At 64.7% G+C, this 17,871-nt stretch carries 21 protein-coding genes, 1 tRNA gene and 2 pseudogenes; 13 read left to right on the top strand and 11 right to left on the bottom strand.

Translation table 11 applies throughout. The features are described 5' to 3' along the window. Window positions 1-7: 7 nt before the first annotated feature. The 5 genes from ssuC (at window position 8) to Bsp3421_RS22075 (ending at window position 2,617) form a co-directional block, all read left to right on the top strand. The gene (gene ssuC, locus Bsp3421_RS22095; RefSeq protein ID WP_274003435.1) at window positions 8-820 is read left to right on the top strand and encodes an aliphatic sulfonate ABC transporter permease SsuC; all 813 of its coding nucleotides are present in this window, start codon (window positions 8-10) and stop codon (window positions 818-820) included. Continuing rightward, window positions 817-1,779, top strand: a complete 963-nt coding sequence (locus Bsp3421_RS22090) for an ATP-binding cassette domain-containing protein (RefSeq protein WP_274003433.1) — start codon at window positions 817-819, stop codon at window positions 1,777-1,779. The genes ssuC and Bsp3421_RS22090 overlap by 4 nt, the downstream gene beginning before the upstream one ends. A 54-nt stretch (window positions 1,780-1,833) precedes the next feature. After that, window positions 1,834-2,049, top strand: a complete 216-nt coding sequence (locus Bsp3421_RS22085; protein WP_252986520.1) for a TOBE domain-containing protein — start codon at window positions 1,834-1,836, stop codon at window positions 2,047-2,049. Between the two features lie 86 nt (window positions 2,050-2,135). Further along, window positions 2,136-2,333, top strand: a complete 198-nt coding sequence (locus Bsp3421_RS22080) for a hypothetical protein (RefSeq protein ID WP_252986521.1) — start codon at window positions 2,136-2,138, stop codon at window positions 2,331-2,333. Window positions 2,334-2,362: 29 nt separating this feature from the next. Then, entirely contained in the window at window positions 2,363-2,617 is a 255-nt protein-coding gene (locus Bsp3421_RS22075) for a hypothetical protein (protein WP_274003430.1), read from the top strand. A gap of 823 nt (window positions 2,618-3,440) precedes the next feature. Here Bsp3421_RS22075 and Bsp3421_RS22070 read toward each other — a convergent pair. Further along, window positions 3,441-5,294, bottom strand: a complete 1,854-nt coding sequence (locus tag Bsp3421_RS22070; RefSeq protein ID WP_274003428.1) for a rhamnan synthesis F family protein — start codon at window positions 5,292-5,294, stop codon at window positions 3,441-3,443. Window positions 5,295-5,398: 104 nt separating this feature from the next. Between Bsp3421_RS22070 and Bsp3421_RS22065 the strand changes: the two are divergent. The 3 genes and pseudogenes from Bsp3421_RS22065 to Bsp3421_RS22055 all read left to right on the top strand — a co-directional run. After that, window positions 5,399-5,897 (top strand): annotated as a pseudogene (locus tag Bsp3421_RS22065) (lysozyme); the annotation flags it as partial. Further along, on the top strand, window positions 5,890-6,099 hold the full coding sequence (locus Bsp3421_RS22060) for a hypothetical protein (protein WP_274004463.1): 210 nt from the start codon (window positions 5,890-5,892) through the stop codon (window positions 6,097-6,099). The pseudogene Bsp3421_RS22065 and the gene Bsp3421_RS22060, both read left to right, overlap by 8 nt. Further along, window positions 6,096-6,416 (top strand): SOS response-associated peptidase family protein, encoded by a 321-nt coding sequence (locus tag Bsp3421_RS22055; protein ID WP_274003427.1) that lies wholly within the window; start codon window positions 6,096-6,098, stop codon window positions 6,414-6,416. Before Bsp3421_RS22060 ends, Bsp3421_RS22055 begins: the two co-directional genes overlap by 4 nt. Here the strand turns inward: Bsp3421_RS22055 and Bsp3421_RS22050 are convergent. The 4 genes and pseudogenes from Bsp3421_RS22050 to Bsp3421_RS22035 form a co-directional block, all read right to left on the bottom strand. Next, window positions 6,371-6,597: pseudogene (locus tag Bsp3421_RS22050) on the bottom strand (helix-turn-helix domain-containing protein); the annotation flags it as partial. The gene Bsp3421_RS22055 and the pseudogene Bsp3421_RS22050 overlap by 46 nt on opposite strands. Before the next feature lie 133 nt (window positions 6,598-6,730). Beyond that, window positions 6,731-6,806: transfer RNA gene (locus Bsp3421_RS22045), tRNA-His, on the bottom strand. Window positions 6,807-6,872: 66 nt separating this feature from the next. Then, complete coding sequence (gene dusA / locus Bsp3421_RS22040) at window positions 6,873-7,901, bottom strand: tRNA dihydrouridine(20/20a) synthase DusA (protein WP_274004315.1); 1,029 nt, start codon at window positions 7,899-7,901, stop codon at window positions 6,873-6,875. Between the two features lie 286 nt (window positions 7,902-8,187). Further along, window positions 8,188-8,547, bottom strand: coding sequence for a hypothetical protein (locus Bsp3421_RS22035; RefSeq protein ID WP_274003426.1), 360 nt, complete (start codon window positions 8,545-8,547; stop codon window positions 8,188-8,190). A gap of 297 nt (window positions 8,548-8,844) precedes the next feature. On the opposite strand from Bsp3421_RS22035, the gene Bsp3421_RS22030 reads away from it, so the two are divergent. Next, a complete protein-coding gene (locus Bsp3421_RS22030) occupies window positions 8,845-9,831 on the top strand; it encodes a CPBP family intramembrane glutamic endopeptidase (protein WP_274003424.1) in 987 nt (328 codons plus the stop codon). Window positions 9,832-9,913: 82 nt separating this feature from the next. On the opposite strand, the gene Bsp3421_RS22025 is transcribed toward Bsp3421_RS22030, so the two are convergent. Continuing rightward, window positions 9,914-10,417, bottom strand: coding sequence for a DUF2938 domain-containing protein (locus tag Bsp3421_RS22025; RefSeq protein ID WP_274003422.1), 504 nt, complete (start codon window positions 10,415-10,417; stop codon window positions 9,914-9,916). Window positions 10,418-10,523: 106 nt separating this feature from the next. Here Bsp3421_RS22025 and Bsp3421_RS22020 point away from each other — a divergent pair, with 106 nt between their 5' ends. Continuing rightward, window positions 10,524-11,189, top strand: coding sequence for an ArsR/SmtB family transcription factor (locus Bsp3421_RS22020; RefSeq protein WP_443111595.1), 666 nt, complete (start codon window positions 10,524-10,526; stop codon window positions 11,187-11,189). A 521-nt stretch (window positions 11,190-11,710) separates the two neighbouring features. Here Bsp3421_RS22020 and Bsp3421_RS22015 read toward each other — a convergent pair. Continuing rightward, window positions 11,711-12,016, bottom strand: coding sequence for an NIPSNAP family protein (locus Bsp3421_RS22015; RefSeq protein ID WP_274003419.1), 306 nt, complete (start codon window positions 12,014-12,016; stop codon window positions 11,711-11,713). Window positions 12,017-12,200: 184 nt separating this feature from the next. Here Bsp3421_RS22015 and Bsp3421_RS22010 point away from each other — a divergent pair, with 184 nt between their 5' ends. Continuing rightward, window positions 12,201-12,617, top strand: coding sequence for a hypothetical protein (locus tag Bsp3421_RS22010; protein WP_274003417.1), 417 nt, complete (start codon window positions 12,201-12,203; stop codon window positions 12,615-12,617). Window positions 12,618-12,628: 11 nt separating this feature from the next. Here the strand turns inward: Bsp3421_RS22010 and Bsp3421_RS22005 are convergent, their stop codons facing one another. Both Bsp3421_RS22005 and Bsp3421_RS22000 read right to left on the bottom strand, forming a co-directional pair. Next, window positions 12,629-13,135, bottom strand: coding sequence for a winged helix-turn-helix transcriptional regulator (locus tag Bsp3421_RS22005; RefSeq protein WP_274003414.1), 507 nt, complete (start codon window positions 13,133-13,135; stop codon window positions 12,629-12,631). Then, window positions 13,122-13,403: a hypothetical protein gene (locus Bsp3421_RS22000; protein WP_274004462.1), complete on the bottom strand. Its 282-nt coding sequence runs from the start codon at window positions 13,401-13,403 to the stop codon at window positions 13,122-13,124. Before Bsp3421_RS22000 ends, Bsp3421_RS22005 begins: the two co-directional genes overlap by 14 nt. On the opposite strand from Bsp3421_RS22000, the gene Bsp3421_RS21995 reads away from it, so the two are divergent. Both Bsp3421_RS21995 and Bsp3421_RS21990 read left to right on the top strand, forming a co-directional pair. Further along, complete coding sequence (locus Bsp3421_RS21995) at window positions 13,318-13,755, top strand: PaaI family thioesterase (protein WP_274003411.1); 438 nt, start codon at window positions 13,318-13,320, stop codon at window positions 13,753-13,755. The genes Bsp3421_RS22000 and Bsp3421_RS21995 overlap by 86 nt on opposite strands. A 202-nt stretch (window positions 13,756-13,957) precedes the next feature. After that, window positions 13,958-15,010, top strand: coding sequence for an NADP(H)-dependent aldo-keto reductase (locus Bsp3421_RS21990; protein ID WP_274003409.1), 1,053 nt, complete (start codon window positions 13,958-13,960; stop codon window positions 15,008-15,010). Between the two features lie 67 nt (window positions 15,011-15,077). On the opposite strand, the gene Bsp3421_RS21985 is transcribed toward Bsp3421_RS21990, so the two are convergent. Together Bsp3421_RS21985 and Bsp3421_RS21980 are read right to left on the bottom strand one after the other, a co-directional pair. Continuing rightward, window positions 15,078-16,364 carry an MFS transporter gene (locus Bsp3421_RS21985; protein WP_274003407.1) on the bottom strand — a complete coding sequence of 429 codons (1,287 nt, stop codon included), beginning with the start codon at window positions 16,362-16,364 and terminating at the stop codon, window positions 15,078-15,080. Between the two features lie 53 nt (window positions 16,365-16,417). Then, the gene (locus tag Bsp3421_RS21980; RefSeq protein WP_274003406.1) at window positions 16,418-17,827 is read right to left on the bottom strand and encodes a M20 family metallopeptidase; all 1,410 of its coding nucleotides are present in this window, start codon (window positions 17,825-17,827) and stop codon (window positions 16,418-16,420) included. Window positions 17,828-17,871 lie beyond the last annotated feature (44 nt).

The following is a 17,871-nucleotide window of genomic DNA, read 5'->3' as shown; positions in this document are numbered from 1 at the left end:
AATGCGCATGGCATCGATTTTCCGTGTCGATCGCGCTGGGCTCGTCGCCCGCGCCTGGCGCAGCATCGCGCCCTGGCTCGTGCCGGCCGCGCTGGTGCTCGCGTGGGAGCTGGCGGCGCGCGCGGGCGCGCTGTCGACCCGCGTGCTGCCTGAGCCGTTCGCGGTGGTGCGCGCGGCGTGGGCGCTCGTCGAGTCGGGCGACCTGTGGACCAACGTCAAGGTCAGCACTTGGCGCGCGCTGGCCGGCTTCGCGCTCGGCGGAGGCGTCGGGCTCGCGCTCGGGCTGGCGACCGGCCTGTCGAGGAGCGCGGAGATCGCGCTCGATTCGACCATCCAGATGATCCGCAACATCCCGGCGCTCGCGATGATTCCGCTCGTGATCCTGTGGTTCGGGATCGACGAGAAGGCGAAGCTGTTCCTGGTCGCGCTGGGCGTGTTCTTTCCGGTCTACATCAACACCTATCACGGAATCCGTTCGGTCGATCCGAATCTCGTCGAGATGGCGAAGAGCTATGGAGTACGAGGTTTCGCGCTGTATCGCGACGTGATCCTGCCGGGTGCGCTGCCGTCGATCCTGGTCGGCGTGCGCTTCGCGCTCGGGCTGATGTGGGTGATGCTGATCGTCGCCGAGACCATTTCCGCGCAGTCGGGGATCGGCTACATGACGATGAACGCGCGTGAATTCCTGCAAACCGACGTGGTGGTGGTCGGCATCCTGCTCTACGCGGTGCTCGGCAAGCTCGCCGATGTGATCGCGCGCTGGCTGGAACACGTGACTCTGCGCTGGCACCCCGCGCATCAACCAGGAGCATCGACATGAGCGGCACGACCTTTGCGGCTTCGTTCGGCCCGATCGCGGGCGCGGATCTCGAGGCCGAACTCGCGCAAGCGCGCACCCTCGACGGCGACGCGCAGCAGGCGGCCGTGCTCGAACGCGACGGCGGCGCGCACGTGCTGCCGCTCGCGCGGCGCGGCGGCGTACGTCCGTCGGCAGCCGATCCGGCGGTGCGCTTGACGCGGGTCGGCAAACGCTATGGCGAGCGCGCGGTGCTGAGCGACGTCGATCTGTCGATCGAGCGCGGCAGCTTCGTCGCGATCGTCGGCCGCAGCGGCTGCGGAAAATCCACGCTGCTGCGCCTGATCGCCGGGCTCGAACAGCCGAGCGCGGGCGCGCTCGTCAAACAGGGCGAGACGGGCGGCCCGCTCGATACGCGGATCATGTATCAGGACGCGCGCCTCTTGCCGTGGAAGACGGTGCTGCAGAACGTGATGCTCGGGCTCGGGCGCGGCGCGAAGGAGGCGGCGCGCGCGGTGCTCGACGAAGTGGGGCTCGCGGAGCGCGCGAACGACTGGCCCGCGCAGCTGTCGGGCGGCCAGCGCCAGCGGGTCGCACTGGCCCGCGCGCTCGTGCATCGGCCGCAACTGCTGCTGCTCGACGAGCCGCTCGGCGCGCTCGACGCGCTGACCCGCATCGAAATGCATGGCCTGATCGAACGCTTGTGGCGCGAGCACCGCTTTACCGCGCTGCTCGTCACGCACGACGTGCAGGAGGCGGTCGCGCTCGGCGACCGGATCCTGCTGGTCGAGCAGGGCAGGATCGCGCTCGATCAGGCGGTGCCGCTCGAACGGCCGCGCGCGCGCGCGTCGAGCGGATTCGCGACGCTGGAGGCACGCGTGTTGCAGCGGGTGCTGTCGAACGGTGCGCGCGCGCCGGTCGAGACCGGCGCCGCGCATTTGACCGGGAACGACGTGGTCGCCCGGATTCGCTGGGCGGTGTGACGCCACCGTCCGTGACCCACTGTTGTATGACTCGAATTTTGGAGCGATGACCCGATGAGCATTACCGCAATCAACGTACGCAATCAGTTCAAGGGCAAGGTGAAGGAAATCATCCGCGGGCCGGTGGTGTCCGAGGTCGACGTGGATACGCCGTTCGGCATCGTCACCTCGGTGATCACGACGCGTTCGGTCGACGAACTGGAACTCAAGGTGGGCGCGGAGGTGGTGGCGCTCGTCAAGTCGACCGAGGTGTCGATCGCACGCCTTTGACCGGCGTCGGGCCGCCCGTCGACGGCATTTCTTTCCGGCACGGGGAAAGTGCTAGGATGAAATGATACCGACGGCGGAGGCGGCCCATGTTTCCCACCCTCACACCCGAAGCGATCGAAGCGCTGAAATGGATCGACCAGTTCGGCGCGGGCCGGCCCTTGCCGGCCGGTTTCCGCATCGCGTTCGAAGAACTGCTCAATGACGGCTTTGTTTACCAGAGCGGCCCGGACCGCGCCGACATCACCGACGACGGCAAGGCCTATCTGGCCGAGGAATACGATTGATCCGCGCAGCGCGGGGCGAAGGAGGCGGGATGGAACCGAGGGGAACGGATATCGGCGACTTCGGTGAGGCCTACAAGGGCTATGAGATCGAGGTGAAGACCGAGCAGGTGTGGGTCGGCGAGAAGGCGCATTACCGTGTGCTGCAAGGCGACGCGGTGGTGATCGACTGGCGGCTCGTGCATGTCGACGGCTTGCTGCTCAGCGAGCGCCGGGTGATCGAACGCGTGTTCGAGACGGCGCGCGCGACGGTCGACCGGGAATTGCTGGGGGCGAGCGTGGTTTGATGCGGGAGGATGCGCGCAGGTCGGGCCGGTTGCGGCGATGAGCCGGGCGAGGCCTTGAAGGAGGGAACGCGGCGATCGGCATCCGGAAAACAAAAAGCCCAGTCCGTGGACTGGGCTTTTTGCTTGAATCTTCGATGAGGTGGCTACGCGGGAGACTGGCGTGGCGCGCGCTGAACGAAGCTGACAGCAGCCGGCTGCCGCCGGCCACGTGTTGCCTGACCGTGAAACGGTGCGCCGAGGAGCGGGCTTTGCGCGGGCGCGGGCTGCGAAGCCTGTCCGCAGTCGGTCAGAAACCTCCGGTGGCGGCGGGGGCGACCGTGTATCCCCCATCGGCTGTTGGAATCACGCTGACGCCAACGCATCCGGTGAGCGTGAGAACGACGCAAAAAATTGTAATTTTCATGGGGTCTCGTGTTTGTTTTGTGCCCAGATTATACGCGACCGGAATTCTTCAGTTTTTATTTCCTGTCCATATCCGCCATGAAATCTCAAAAGGCTCGTCGCGCCCTGTCCGAGGACGTCTTTTATCCCGACCACTCGCCGCGTACCGAGTCGTCGAGCCTCCGTGCGAGCAAGCGCGCGATGAAGAGGGCGGGCGGCCAGGATCGCGCGGTGTGCGGTGACGATCAGGCGGTCGAGTCGCCCCCCGGTTCTGCGATTGGGCGTTCTCGCATACGATCGACTGGAAGTGGATCCGCGGTGTCGCGATGAATCTGATCTCGCTGCGCCAGCCAGAGCCAGTTGACTTTCTATCTGGCTTTGCTCCAACTTGTCTGGCCGGGCGGCAAACTTCTTTTGGTTACTCAGTCCGACGTTGGACTGTTCACTGTGCAGGTTCCTCACCGACAGGTCTAGCGTCATTTAGGTCACCACCGGTTGCCAGCGCTTCACGCAACCCCACAAGCCCCTCGATGTAAGCGATCTTTTGCTTCGAGGTTCCCGGTGGCAGAATCTCCGAAAGCTTGGCGAAAAGCTCCATCTGCTCAATCTGATCAATGATATTTCCGGTTGGGAGATGTGCGGCGAGCCGCTGAGCCTTGTACTCCAGTTTCGTATAGTTAAATTCGGCTTGGTCCTGCGTCATTACGCACTGCGCTAGGAATCCCGCGTCTAGGGCGCAGTATGCAAGAATCCGCTCGAGCAGCGCCGTCATGGTCTTGTGTGCTTCGCCCGCAGTTACTCTGAGGCTCTCATTTGTCCAGCTGCGCGCGAATAGCTTCCTCAATGCGGCAGGCCGGACCCAGAACATGCGACCAAGCGGCGCAAGTGGAGTGAACGAGTCGAACGGGATTTGAATTCCCAACTGCAGGGCAATATATTTGCAGTTGATATTCATTCCCCACCACGAATGCCCCAAAGTGAACTGAGCAACGTGGGCAAGCGGCGGCATGAGCATACCTAGGTCTGGAGCTCGCTGCATTCGATCAAGAAGCGCATTCACATGCCCCGGAGAACTCACGAGATTCTCTAGAGAGTGCTCCTGCCGATATGCATCGACATTTTGATTTTGGACATCTGTCGATTGAAATACCAATTTGCACACAAAATCAAACTTGCCATCATCAAACACATGCCGCTGTTGAACAAGCATAGCGTCCATGTCGTCGCAATCATCCGGAAGTGCGATCACTTGCGCCTTTTGGGTCACACACTTTTCTGTTAAGGCGGCACGAATCTGCTCGGCAGCAGTCTCCGAACGCGCCGAAATGAAAAGTAGACAATCGTCGGGAAGGCTCCGGAGGTAGGATACCTTTCCGATGAGTCCTTCCGCATCGACTGCATGTATTAACGCTGCGGTTCGCTTCCCCTGAAATTGTGGGGACGGAGTCGGAGCAAGAATGTGTAGGCCAGATGTGTTTGTGTAAAGGTCCCTAGGAACAGACGTTCGAGTAATGTTTTTCCAGATTAACGATAGATCATAGTCCGTCATATCACGAACAACATCGAGCGCCTTGTTGATATTTATGGCATTCAAGTCCATGAAGACTGGATTGTGAAAGAAAATCCGGCGTTTCAGAATGGGGCATCTATTCCGGATTGCTTCATCGACATGATGGAAGATAGGGTATGGCGAGCTACTATCTTCATCTTTTACGTAAACTGAATGACAGAATCCCAGGTCCGCGAAATGCTTTGTGAAACGCGATTCATGGAGTAGCACAGAGTCATTGTAGCTCTTGATTTGAGGCATGCCTTCCCAGTACTCCTGGAAATGCGCCGTCTTTAACATCTTTCGACGTACTGCGATGAAGTGCGACTGGATATGATAAGGAAGCGCAACGCCATCTGCGAAAGAGTTCCCGATCGCTTTGTGTGCGCTGATACCCCAGAAATCTACAGATTGGCCATCCATTGCATCGAACATTTCGGACCAAGGAAACAGAGGGCCATAGAATGTGTAATTCAAGAGGATGACTTCGTCGTATTTGGACAGTCGGCTCCATCCTATGGTGAGCAATGCTTCGCGGTAAGCCCAGACATCAAATCCCTTATTTTCGCGCACAATCACCTGCGCCTTAATACGCGTCAATTTCTCACGACCATCCTCATTTAAAGCTCCATTGACCACAACCAATAGATCGCAAGAATGTGCGGCCAAGGATTTGAGCTTGTAAGAAATGTAGTCGTCTACGATGCCGTCCGGGTCGTAGAACATATAAATGGCGAGGCGTTTCACAAAATTCCCGATCTGTCAATGGTGCGGTGTGGCGTACAACGAAAGATATGTTTAAAAAATGAAAGAAAGTGCGGGTATTTTGACACAATCGTACGCTTTCAAAAATGTTTCACTGCCGCCTCGGGCGGCTTTTTCATTACGAGGGGGGGGCTGCTGCGGCAGCCCTTCTTGTTTCCATCGTCCCCGAAGTTCGAGGGGGCGAAGCTGGTCGGCTACCTCGATCCGGTTGGCATCCCGACGAAGTGCATGGGTGACACGACGAACGTCGTCGTCGGCCAGCGGTACAGCGAGGCCGAGTGTCGCGAGTCGCTCGAGCGACAGCTCATCGCACACGCCGAGCCGGTGCTGAAGTGCACGCCGGGGCTGAGGGGGCACACGTACCAACTCGCGGCCGCGGTGAGCTTCGCCTACAACGTAGGCACGTCGGAGTACTGCGGCAGTGCCGCAGTGAGGCGTTTCAACGCTGGCGACTGGCGAGGCGCGTGCTGCGCGATGAACCGATCGGACGCGGGTCGGCCGCAGTGGGTCTATTCGGGCGGACGCATGCTTCCTGGCCTGGTGAAACGGCGCGCCGAAGAGCGCGCACTCTGCGAGCGTGGCCTACCGCGCGCCGGGCGAGGGTTTCGGCATGAGCGAGTTAAGGGTCGACGCCTTTCGCGACCTTCACTGGCGCTCACCGTGGAACGACGAGATTTGGCCGGACTACGCCGCGCCGATCGTGCGTGCTGCAGGTGACGACGCTGACGCTGTAATCGCGAACTTCGGGATGATGCCCAAGGTTCAGCCTGCCGAAAGCGGTTCATGACAGTCAACGCCCGCGCGGAAACGGTAGGTGAGAAGCCAACATATCGGACGCCTTGGCGCACGGGGCAGCGCTGCCTTATCCCTGTCAAATGGGTCTATGAGCCGAATTGGGTGACGGGCAAGCACTCCCGGTATCGGATCTGGTGGGCCGACTGGCAACCGTACTGCGTCGCCGGTGTGTGGCGCGCATGGAAAGGGGCTGATGGCACCGAGGTGGTCGCGATGGCGATGTTGACGATGAACGCCGATGATCACGCCGTCATGAAGCGTATGACCATACGACAGCCCGTCGCGCCGTATGCGTTGCAGTACCGATAACTTGAATTGCGCGTCGTAGTGTCCGACTTTCCGGCGCAGCCCGGCTATGCCGTGCTCCCGATAGTTCGCCACCCAGCGCCGGATGACCGTGCGCCCAACCCCGTGACGGACCGCGAGCGTTCGGGTGCTCACGTTTCCTTCCAGCAACCTGCGGCCGAAACGGCTCGTCATATTTCGTCATGAAAAACACCCCAAAGGTTGGAGCAGTGTCCAACTTTTGGGGTGCAGTTCATTTGTTGAGCGGGCTTCGTTCCGAAATTCGTATCGTGAAATGCAAAACAGGCACCTAAGTGCCTGTTTTTGCTTGAATCTCTTGGGGTGGCTGATGGGACTCGAACCCACGACGACAGGAATCACAATCCTGGACTCTACCAACTGAGCTACAGCCACCACTGGCTTTTTCTGCCTCTCCGCTGCTTGTTCATCAACAGAGAAGCGAGATTATACGAAGCTTATTTAATCTTGTACAGCCCCTTTTTCAAAAATTTCATCGGGGCGTGTCAGGTGGGCCCGCGCCTCGTCGAAAATCGCGAGATCGCCGCGGGCCAGACGCTTGTTGTCGGACAGCACGCGACGCCAGCCGCGCGCGCCCGCGACACCGCGGTACAGGCCGAGGGCATGCCGCACGATCGCACCCAGGTAGGTGCCGCGCGCGAGTTCCGTTGCGCAATAGTCGATCAGGCGCGCTTCCACTTCCTCCCGGCTCGGCGCGGCGGTCGTCGCGCCGTAGAAGCGCGCATCGACGTCCGCCAGCACGTAGGGGTTGTGATAGGCCTCGCGGCCGAGCATCACGCCGTCGACGTGCTGCAGGTGCAGCGCGACTTCGTCGAGGGTCTTGATGCCGCCGTTGATGATGATCTCGAGATCCGGGAAGTCGCGCTTGAGCTGATAGGCGTAGTCGTACTTGAGCGGCGGAATCTCGCGGTTTTCCTTCGGCGACAAGCCTTTCAGGATCGCGTTGCGCGCGTGGACGACGAATACCTCGCAGCCCGCATCGGCCACCGTGCCGACGAAGTCGCGTACGAACGCGTAGTCCTCGACCGCATCGACGCCGATCCGGTGCTTGACGGTCACCGGGACCGACACGACATCGCGCATGGCCTTCACGCAGTCCGCGACCAGCGCGGGCTCGTTCATCAGGCAGGCGCCGAACGCGCCGCGCTGCACGCGTTCCGACGGACAGCCGCAATTCAGGTTGATTTCGTCGTAGCCCCATTGCTCGCCGAGACGGGCCGCGCGGGCGAGATCATCGGGCTCGCTGCCGCCGAGCTGCAGCGCAACCGGTGCTTCGTCGGCCGTGAACGCGAGATGGCGCGCGACGTCGCCGTGGATCAGCGCGCCCGTCGTCACCATTTCCGTGTAGAGCCAGGTATGGCCCGAGATCGCGCGGTGAAACGAGCGGCAATGGCGGTCGGTCCAGTCCATCATCGGCGCGACCGAGACACGCCGGGGCGTGGGGCGAGTGGGGTGTTCCTGCGAATTCATCATGCTTGGGTCGATTGGGGCGAGTCGTGCGCACGCTCGGCGGCTCAGGCCTCACCGCGTGCGTCGTACCGGAATCGGTCCGGCGCGGGGCGCGGAGGCAACTCGCCGCGACAGCAAAAGGACGCAAGTATAGAGTACACCGCGCGGCGCGGCCGCTGGACGGGTTCCGCGCGCCGGGCCGCGGCATGGTCCGGTTGCGGCGCATGCGCGTTGGCGCGGCGGCCGCGCACGGACGGCAAGCGCGCCCCGGCCTCGGCCAACGCGCGTATTTTCCGTGGTCCGGCGCTTAATTGACCGCCGGAACCCGGGCGCTTTCCGCCCGGCACACGCTCTTCATGTTGGCGAACAACTGCTGCGCCGTGACGTGGCTTTGGTAGGTGGCGTCGATGCCTTCGTGCAGCTTGGCCTTGTAGTCGTCCGGCGCGCGCATCGGGGTGATGACCGTATCCAGTCGCGCGTGCGCTTCGCGCACGGAAATGCCGTCGTCGCGCCAGATGGCCGCCGCCGAGGTGGTCCGGGCGATCAGATAGCATTTTTGCTGTTGGGACATCAAGGCGAGCGCGGGGCTCATGCTGTCGTAAGTCTGGGTGGCGCATCCGGACAGGAGCACCGCGCCGGCAAGCGCGCCACAGAGCCCTCGTTTCATCGTGATTCCCCGCGTTTCAGTGTGTGTGCTGGATTGGCGCGGGCGGCCGCGCAGGTGTGGCCGCCCGCGAATCCCGTTCTTGTTCGTGACTGCGCGAAGCGTAGCACAGCCCCGTCCGCGCAAGTCCGGCGGGGCGGGCGGCCGGATCGCGGCTGCCTTCGCGTGCCCGGGCCCGTCCGGTTCGTCGTGGGCGAGACAGGTGTGTTCGGCGAACGGCAGTGGCAGAATGACCCGCGCCCGCACCGGATTGCGATCGGCGAGACGATGCGGCTTCCCTCATGACGACCAGGAGCGCGCTTGAAACCTACCGTTCGTCCTTCGGCATCCGCCGAGTCTCTCCAGCCCGCCACCCCGCGTTCCCGTTTCCGCCGCGTGTTCCTCGGCGGCGACGGCTTGCGCGCGGGGTGGGCGGCCTTGTCGTTTGCCGTGCTGTTCGCCGCCGTGGCGGCCGGGCTCGTGTTCGCGTCGCACCGCTTGATGCCGATGCCGGGCGACCCGGGGTTTTCGATCGCGGGCGCGGCGCTGATGGAGTGCGTGCAGGTGGCGGCCGTACTCATTGCGACGTGGGGTGTCGCGCGGTTCGAGCGTCGTTCGCCGCGGTTCTACGGATTGCTCGGCGAAGCCCGCGTGCGGCGCTTCGGATGGGGCGCGCTGGCGGGTATCGTCGCGATCTCGGCGCTCGTGCTGGTTCAGGTTCAGGCCGGCTGGATCCGGCTCGACGCGCCATCCGCCGACGTCGGGCAGGCGCTCGTGCACGGGTTGCAATGGGCGTTCATTTTCTCGATGACCGGGCTGTTCGAGGAGATGCTGCTGCGCGGCTATCTGCAATACACGTTGGCGCGCGGGCTTGGATTCTGGTGGGCGGCGCTGTTGTTGTCCGTGCTGTTTGGCGCATTGCATGGCTTCAGCCCGGGGGAAACGCCGGTCGGGCTTGCCGTGGCCATGTTGTTCGGCCTGCTGTTCTGCTTGTCGCTCTGGTATACCGGCTCGCTTTGGTGGGCGATCGGTTTCCACGCGGCGTGGGACTGGGGCGAATCGTTCGTGTACGGCGCGGCGGACAGCGGCCGGATGATCGAGGGCGTACTGTTCACCTCGCATCCGCTCGGTTATCCGCTGCTGAGCGGCGGCGCGGCGGGGCCGGAAGGCAGTGTGCTGGTGTTGGCTCTGCTCGGGATCTGCGCGCTCGTGATGTGGCGCTGGTGGCGCACGCGCGTGCCGCGCCCGCCGTTTGGGACACGCGACTGGCTTGCCCCGCCGGCGGGGCCGGGGAAATCAAGCGCGTGATTTCCCCGTCGGGCCTCCCGGAATGGCCGCCGCGCTGCGTGGACGATGCCCGGCGACGCGCTTCGCCGCCGGGCGCGCGGAGTCAGGCGGTACGCAACAGGGCAAGCAATCCGGCCGCGCCATAGAGCCCGACGCCGAACACCGTGTGGCTCAACAGGCTGCGCAGGCGCGCCTGATTCGGCTTGGGCGTGTTGGATGCGGCGATTCCAGCGCCCATGCCCGGCTGCATCACGAAGAACGGCAGGACGATGGTGCCGATGCCGACCGACAGCGCAGGAACGAGCGTGGGCGCGCGCAGCCAATCCATGCCGCTCACGGCGACCAGCGCCAGGGCGAAGACGATGCCGCTCAGGTAATGGATCGCCCAGCCGATCAATGCCTCACCTCGGATCGACGCGGCGGCCGCCACGTTGCCAAGGAAAAAGCGCCCTTGAGCGACATGGCCGATCCAGCGCCCGACCATCCGCAGATTCAACGGTGCGATTCCCAGCGCGCGCTTCAGCAGCGCGCCCCACAGGTCAAGTACGGCAGTCGCGCCGATGCCGATCAGCGTCGCGTGCAGCAAGATTTCCAGGAGCGGTGTCATCGAGGCTCTTCCGTTCATAGGTGGAGATGAATAGGAGGGGATCGATGCTAGCACATCATTCAATTAAATGATTGAATGATTGAATCTGACGTCCGTCTTTGTGACAATGCGAGGCATGGATATCCCGACCCAGATTTTCGGCGAACTGGCGGAGTTGGCGAAAACGCTTGGCCATCCGCATCGGCTGGCGCTGCTCGAGCATGCAGCGCAGGGGGAGCGTTCGGTCGAACAGTTGGCGGAATTGACGGCGCTGTCGGTCGCCAATGCATCCCAGCATCTGCAGTCGCTGCGCCGCGCGGGCTTGGTCCAGGCGCGCCGAGACGGCAAGCGGGTGCTGTACCGGCTCGGGGCGGGGCCCATCGAGCCGGTGCTGGCGGCGTTGCGCGGGCTTGCGGAGTCCAATCGCGCAGCGTTGCGCGAATTCGTTGCCGATAGCGTCGCGCACCGAGATCGCCTGGAGGCGATCTCGCGCGAGGAACTGCTGACCCGGCTCGACGCGCACAGCGTGACGCTGCTCGACGTGCGTCCGGAGCATGAATACGCGCTCGGTCATCTGCCCGGCGCGATCAATATCCCGTTGGAGGCGCTTGCGCGCCGGATCGCGGAATTGCCGCGCGACCAGGAGATCGTCGCGTACTGCCGGGGTGCGTATTGCACGCTGTCCGCCGACGCGGTCGCCGCCCTGCGCGCGCAGGGCCGGCGCGCGCGCCGGCTCGCGAGCGGGTTCCCGGAGTGGCAGGCCGCGGGCCTGCGCGTCGAGACCGCGGCCTAGGGCGTCATCCACGGGGTTGTCGCTACCGTCGGTCCGGCGCGCGTTGTCGCGATCGGTCGAGGTGGTTTCGCCGCGCACTTCCATCGCGGCAGGCGTAGACGATTCCGTCGATGGGGGATCTCGAAAGCAACTGATGAGGCAAGGGTGCGATGGCGGGCCGCCTCTGCCTCTTCCTTGATTGCCGCGTCGGCGCAACCTTGCCGATGAAAATCGCCATTGGTTCGCCGCTTGTCGCGACGCAACTCGGAGGAGCCGGCGAGTTGCGCGCCCGCCAATGCGAAAGCCCCGAACCGCGAGAGAGCAGCAGGGGGCTTTCTTTGCATCAGACCCATCGGCACGAGGAGACGATGCGCTTCGAGTATATGCGCGGGGCTTCCCGCGTAGCGAGGCTGATTTGTGAATAATTGTATCGTCCGACCCGCACGATGGGCGGCCCGATGGCGATCAATGGCCATGCCATGCGCGGGCCGTGCGCGCGCGGGGCGCCAGTTTCCGTGCTTTCCGCTGTCGGCCGCGGCCGGCTAGCGGAACACGGGCCTGAAGAAGCTGCGCTCGTAGCGCTCGAAACAGCGGGTCCTGGCGGCGTAGTCGAAGGCCGCGATGCACGCCGGGTCGTGCTTCGACTGTTCCCGGTAGATCTCGTAGGCGGCCAGGCTGGGGAAGGAGAACAGCGCGAGCGCCACATCGTTCGCGCCCTCCGACGGCATGAAATAACCGTGATGCTGTCCGCCGAATTGTTCGACGAGCGGAATCCACATCTTGCCGTAGATCTCGAATTCATCGAGCTTCGCCGGGTCGACGATGTAGCGCAGATAGCAGGTGATCATGGTGTGAGCGGCGCGAGGTGGCGGAAGCGCCAGCCTATCGATGACGGTGTCAGCTGGTCAAGAAGTGCGCGGTGGCCGCTCAAGTTGCCCGGCGGCCGGCCGTTATGTCGTCGTGCGTGAAGCAGAACCGGTGCGCCGGCCGTTCCACGCATCTGAGAGCGCTCATTCATACGGAGTTAACGACATGACGATTCAACCAGTCGCAGGGGCATCCGGTTCGTCCGGCTACTTGACGGCGGCGAATCCCGCGACGACCCACGCGGGCACGAACGGCAACGATGCCCAAACGGGGACGGGCGCGGCGGCGCCGGTGCAGGGCGCCGCCGCGCCGCGCAAGGGGCCGGGTCCGATCGCAGGGCTCGGCGATTCCGGCGGCGCGAGCGATCCGACGACCAACCTGGAGCAGGAGAACATCAAGCGCCTGCAGCAGCAACTCCAGCAGATCCAGCAGCAGATCGCGCAGGCGCGCAGCGATACCGAGCGTCAGGCGCTCACGGTACAGGCGCAGGCGATTGCAGGCGCGCTGCAGCAGGCAATCGCCCAAATGGTGGCGCGCATGACCAAGAGCGCGCCGCCCGGCGGTGTCAACGTGCAGGCGTAACGCACGGCCGGTCATCCGGCGGCCGGCTCCCCGGCGGCCGGCTCTTCATCCGGGGCGGCCGTCTCGCGCGGCCAGCCCGGGCCCGGCAGCGCTTCGACCGCGCGCGGATCGAGCGCTTCGCCGCAGGCCGAGCACACCATCACCGGCTCGATCAGATGGCCGCAGCTGCGATGCCGGAGCACGACCGGCGGTCCCGCGCCGTCGTCCTTCCAGCGGTCGCCCCAGGCCGTCAGTGCAAGCAGGACCGGATAGAGATCGCGTCCCTTGTCCGACAGGCGGTATTCGAAGCGCGGCGGCCGTTCCTGGTAGGCGTGTTTGACCAGCACGCCTTCGTCGACGAGGCGCGCGAGGCGTTCCGCGAGGACGTGGCGGGTCACGCCGAGCTGGGCCTGGAACGCGTCGAAGCGCCGCATGCCCCAGAACGCGTTGCGCAGGATCAGCATGGTCCAGCGATCACCGAGCACCGCCAGCGTACGCGCGACCGAACACGGCATCGAGCCGACGTCATCCCATTTCATGATCAAGTCTCGCCAGGAGGGTTCGCGGGATTGCGGGTTCCATTGTAGAACGGACATTCGAGTGAAACGGCATTTCCGCGTTGACAGGTTTCGGCGGCATACGAATAATGAGTTCTGTTTTGGAACTCACAACCTCGCTGGCAACGATCGCGTTGTCGATGTCACCTCCAGGAGTCGCCCAGATGAATCCGCTTTCGATGTCCGGCATTGAATTGCTGCGTGCTGCCGTTGCGGGAGATGTGCCGCTCGCGTCGATTTCCCAGACCATGCCCATGCGCCCCGAGACCGTCGAGGTCGGCTACGTGAAGATGAGCGCGCGCGCCGACGAGCGCCATCTGAATCCGCTCGGCGGCGTGCACGGCGGCTTCGCGGCAACCGTGCTGGATTCCGTCACGGGGTGCGCGGTGCATACGATGCTGGACGCGGGCATCGGCTACGGGACGATCGACCTGCATGTGAAGATGCTGCGGCCGGTGCCGCGCGACACCGACCTGATCGCGGAAGGGCGCGTGATTCATCTGTCGAAGAATCTCGGCGTGGCCGAGGGCACGCTGAAGACGCCGGACGACAAGATCGTCGCGCATGCGTCGGCGACCTGCATGATCCAGCGCCCCGCGTGATGCCGGGCGGCGGGTCGGAACGGAGGGTGCGGGTCGTGCGGACTGGGGCGCGTTAACGGTACAGTTCGGAAGTTTCGCGGCCGGGTGCGGCCGGGCAGGGCGTTCGCGCCGGTCCGGTGCATCCGCCGCATGAACGCCTTCCACCCTTCACCCAGCCGGACCGCGCACGACGCGGCGAAGCCGGCGCACCAGGAAACCGCACATGGAATACCGCACCCTCGGCGATTCAGGCGTCGAAGTGAGCCTGATCGGGCTCGGCACGATGACATGGGGCGAACAGAACAGCGAACAGGACGCACACGCGCAGCTCGACCACGCGGTCGACGCGGGCGTCACGCTGATCGACGCCGCCGAGATGTATCCGGTGCCGCCCCGGCCCGAGACGCAGGGCCGCACCGAACAGTACATCGGCAGCTGGCTCGCGCAGGATCGGGCGCGGCGAGCGAAGGTCGTGATCGCGACGAAGATCGCAGGGCCCGCGCGCCAGCCGCACAATCCCCGCCATATCCGGGGCGAGGGCAATCAGTTCGACCGGGCCAATCTCACCGAGGCGCTCGACGGCAGCCTCCGGCGGCTGCAGACCGATTACATCGACCTGTACCAGCTGCACTGGCCCGACCGCAGCACGACGACGTTCGGCCGGCCCGCGTACCCGTGGATCGACGACGCCTATACGGTGCCGATCGAGGAAACGCTCAGCGTGCTCGCCGAGTTCGTGAAGGCGGGCAAGGTGCGGCACATCGGCGTGTCGAACGAGACGCCGTGGGGCGTCGCGCAGTTCCTGCAGGCGGCGCAGCGCCTGGGCCTGCCGCGCATCGTCAGCATCCAGAATCCGTACAGCCTGCTCAATCGCACGTTCGAGAACGGCCTGTCGGAGTTCAGCCACCGCGAGCGCATCGGCCTGCTGGCCTATTCGCCGCTCGCGTTCGGCTGGCTCAGCGGCAAGTACGAGGAGGGCGCCCGCCCGGACGGTGCGCGCATCACGCTGTTCGAGCGCTTCCAGCGCTACAGCAAGCCGCAGGCCGTGCAGGCCACGTCGCGCTATGTCGCGCTCGCGAAGCGCCACGGCCTGTCGCCCGCGCAGCTAGCGCTGGCCTTCGTCAACAGCCGTCCGTTCGTGACGAGCAACCTGATCGGCGCGACCTCGCTCGCGCAACTGCGGGAAAACCTCGGCAGCCTCGCGGTGAAGCTGACGCCCGAGATCCTCGCGGAAATCGACGCGCTGCACGAATTGCAGCCGAATCCCGCGCCGTGAAAGGCTGGGGCGGCGATCGGCTCCGCGTTGGCGGGCGTTGTCGCGCAGGCCATGGCCGTTGTGTCGATCAGCGTATCCTCATGCGTCTGCGCACGACGCACAATGCGGAGAGGCTCAGCAGTGCGCAGCCCATCAGGTAGAGCGCCGGGGACAGCCGGTTGCCGGTCGCGCTGATGAGCCACGTGACGACGAACGGCGCAAAGCCGCCGAACAGAGTTACGCCCGTGTTGTAGCTGACCGCGAGCCCCGTTGCGCGCGTCTGTGCCGGGAACAGCTCGGCCATCAGCGCGGGCAGTGCGCCGCAATACATCGCTTTCAGCGCGCCGATCCAGATCAACGCAGCGATCATCGTCGCGAACGACGTATGGTGCGTGAGCCATGCAAATGCCGGCCAGACGGTGGCGAGCATCAGCAGCGCCGCGACCGTCATGATGCGGATGCGCCCGACCCGATCCGACCAGTGTCCGATGAGCGGCGTGACGAGCGTCAGCACGATGCCGGTGGCGAGCGTCGCCGTGAAGCCGCTCGATGCGGGCAGGCCGAGGTGCTTGATCGCGTAGGTCGGCATGTACAACACCATGTAGTTGACTGCAGTCGAGATCACGAGCACACCGATCGCGAGCAGCACGCATATCTTCTGGTCCGCGAACAGTTCGCGTACGGGCGCTTCCGAGTGCGCATGCATCTTGAACTCGACGCCTTCATCGAGGTAGCGGCGGATGTACAGCCCGATCGGCCCGATCGCAAGGCCGAACAGGAACGGTACGCGCCAGCCCCAGCTTTCGAGCTGCGCGGGCGTTAGCGTGCTCGTCAGCAGCGCGCCGAAGCCCGACGCGAGCAGGGTCGCAAGCCCCTGGCTCGCGAACTGCCAGCTCGACATGAAGCCGCGCCGCTGCGGGGCGTGTTCGACCAGGAGCGCCGTCGAACTGGCGAATTCTCCGCCCGCGGAAAAGCCCTGCATCAGCCGGGACACAATGATACCGAGCGGGGCGAAGATGCCGATCGACGCATAGGTCGGCATCGCGGCGATCAGCAGCGTGCCGCCCATCATCATGCCGATCGACAGCAGCAGCGATGCCTTGCGTCCGGCGCGGTCCGCGTACGCGCCGAGCACGAAGCCGCCGATCGGCCGAATCAGGTACGACAGTCCGAACGTGCCGAGCGTGAGCATCAACGACGTTGCTTCGCTCGTCGCGGGGAAGAACAGCTTCGCGATCGTCACCGCAAAGAAGCCGTAGACGATGAGGTCGAACCATTCAAGCGCGTTGCCGATCGACGCAGCGATGATGATCCGACGTGTTGTCGCGGCACCGGGGCGAGCGCTCTCCAGTGTGGCCGGGGTCGTAGTGTTCATCGTTTGTCCTTGTTCCGTCGAGGTGTGGACGATTGACATGCAGGCGTGGCGCGTCAGCGTTTGGCGTCGGGTACCGCGCGGCAAACGAGTGGCGCGGCGTCGCCGAGATCCCAGAAGAGTCCGGCCATCATCTGAAGGCCTTCGCATACGACGCTGCCAAGCAGATGCTCGTCGGGCGCATGCTGCGCGCACGCTGGATACGAGTGCGGCACCCAGAGTGTGGGCAGCCCGAGCGTGTTGGAGAACACGTCATTCGGCAACGTACCGCCGAGATTGGGCAGGATCGCGGGCTTCTTGCCGGTCGTGCGCGCCAGCGACGCGACGGCCCAACATACCCACGGATCGTCGGGAGGAAGGCGCGTCGCCGGCGTGCCACGCTCGACGTCGATGATGACGTCGGCGAAGCCGTGTGCGTCGAGATGCGCGCGCAGGTGCGCGTGCAGCGCCTTCCAGTCGGTGCCGATGACGAAGCGCAACTGGCAGTGCGCATACGCGACGGGCGGGATCGCATTGACCGGATGCTCGGGGTTGCCGGCCTTGAATGCGAGAACTTCGAGCGTATTCCAGCCGAATACGCGCTCGGCGGCGGTCAGGCCGGGTTCGCCCCAGTTCGCGTCGATGGCCGGGTCGCCGAGCCCGCCGCCGACCGCCAGGTCGGCGAGCGCGTCGCGTACGGCGGCGGGGATCGGCGGCGGGCGCAGGTCGTCGACGCGGATCGCACCGTGCGCATCGACAAGGCTCGCGAGCGCATGCGCCAGCACGATCGCTGGATTGCGCAGCAGCCCGCCCCAGTTGCCCGAATGGTGGGCGCCGTCGCGGACGTGCAGGCTCAGCGTGAAATTAACCGCGCCGCGCGAGCCGAGGAAGACGGTCGGTCGCTCGGCGGCGACGCGCGGCCCGTCGGATGCGATCAGCACATCGGCCGCGAGTGCGTCGCGTTCGCGGCGGCACAGCGCGTCGAGGCCCGGCGAGCCGGTTTCCTCGCCCATCTCGATCAGGAGTTTCGCGTTGAAGCCGAGGCGGCCGCTGCGGGCGGCCAGGACGCTCGCGAGCGCGGCGAGATTGATCGAGTGCTGGCCCTTGTTGTCAGCGCTACCCCGGCCGTACCAGCGGTCTCCCTCGACGGTCAGGGACCACGGCGACAGCGGCGCACGCCATTGCGCGTCGTAGCCACGCACGACATCGCCGTGGCCGTAGATCAGCACGGTCGGCAACGCGGTGTCCTCGTGCCGCGATGCGAGCAGGAATGGGCCACCGCCGACGGGATTGTCGACGATGCGGATCTCAAAGCCGAGGTGCTCAGCCTCGGGCGCGATCTCATCGGTCAGGTACGCGCGCAGCGCGGCGGCCGAGCCGCTGTCCTGGCTTTCGGTGCGCAAGCCGACGCGGCGGCTCAGGGTGGCGAAGAACGTGCCGGATTCGAACTGGTTCAGGGCGTGCTGGATGGCGGCAGTGCGGCTCACGACGGGTCTCCTGTGGTTCTGCGCAAGACGGTTGGTGGAGCGCA

Source organism: Burkholderia sp. FERM BP-3421 (assembly GCF_028657905.1).
Taxonomy (GTDB): Bacteria; Pseudomonadota; Gammaproteobacteria; order Burkholderiales; family Burkholderiaceae; genus Burkholderia.
This window is presented reverse-complemented; position numbering and strand designations above follow the sequence as displayed.